Below are 1,185 nucleotides of genomic sequence, written 5' to 3' on the forward strand. Positions count from 1 at the left end.
TCCAGAAAGAATGGATTCCTGATATCCGACACGATGAGACCCACAGTCTGGGTCTTTCTTGTCTTCAGGGATTTTGCGGAGGAATTGGGAATGTAGTTCAATCTCTCGGCCGCGTCGACTATCTCTTTCCTCAGGGAAGGACTCACTCCCGGCTCATCGGAAAGCGCTCGCGATACGGACGACGGTGATATGTTCAATTCGTTTGCTATGTCTTTTATCGTTGTCTTCTTCATCACTGGGGATCGCAACCTTTCGCAAACGTTTGCGTTCATTTTCATTATACTATGGGTCGTCCTTGATTGAAAAGCAAAGTGGTAGCAGACAGACGTAGAGAGAGCTCAAGTAGAATAAGTCAGTCTTTGTGTGTTTTCCTTGATAGGGAGAGTATTCCAAGTATGTTTGGATTGGGTTCTATAGAGGAAAGCTCAATCTTTACCTTCTTTCCTGGAACTCTGTAGTAGTTCTCTTCAATGGTCTTGAGTATTCTGTCGAAATAGTACCGGTTCTTCCCGAGACTTCCTCCGATTACCAGTACCGAAGGATCGAGAGAATCTATGAGGTTGCAGAGAAAGCGTCCAAGAGTTTCAGAAGCTTCGGTTATCATTTCTTTGAAGACCGGCTCGTTCAACTCTGCGCGATCTGTTATCTCTTTTGTGCCGATCTCGATTCCAAGTGAATCATGTGCTCTAATTTCAAGGCCCCTGCCGCCTGAAATTGCTTGCAGGCAACCGCGACGACCACAAGTGCAAAGCGGGCCATCCGCTTTCACTATTGTGTGGCCGATCTCTCCCGCTGCGTTGCTTGCTCCCCGCAAGATTTTCCCCCGGACGACCATTCCCATTCCTATTCCCGTACTGACGGTAACGTAGATGAGCGACTCAATATCCTTCCTGAATTCCCATTCTCCAAAAGCCGCTGCATTACAGTCGTTTTCGATTACACCTTCGGTACCGAGAAAGGAGGAAGCTCTTTTGAAGAGCTCCACGTCTTTCCACCCGAGGTTCGGCGACCAGATCAACTTGCCCTTTTCGGGACTGACGGCACCTGCCGTGCAAAGCCCCCAGCGGTTTATATTTCTACTTCCTTTCATGCGAAGACAGATGTTACTAAGTCGCTCGAAGAAACTGTCAATTCCTTCAGCTGGCCTGGTGGGAAATTCTTCCGATGAATAAGGCTCCACTTCTT

At 48.0% G+C, this 1,185-nt stretch carries 2 protein-coding genes; both read right to left on the bottom strand.

The window, feature by feature from the left end:
• Window positions 1-233: LacI family DNA-binding transcriptional regulator (locus BG32_RS01805; protein ID WP_259459435.1), on the bottom strand; the 233-nt coding region annotated here is incomplete at its 3' end.
• 119 nt (window positions 234-352) lie between these two features.
• The coding region (locus tag BG32_RS01810; protein ID WP_121526308.1) for an ROK family protein at window positions 353-1,185 on the bottom strand (833 nt) is incomplete at its 5' end.

Origin of the sequence: Mesotoga sp. HF07.pep.5.2.highcov (assembly GCF_003666285.1) — a bacterium.
In the GTDB taxonomy this organism is placed as follows: Bacteria; Thermotogota; Thermotogae; order Petrotogales; family Kosmotogaceae; genus Mesotoga; species Mesotoga prima.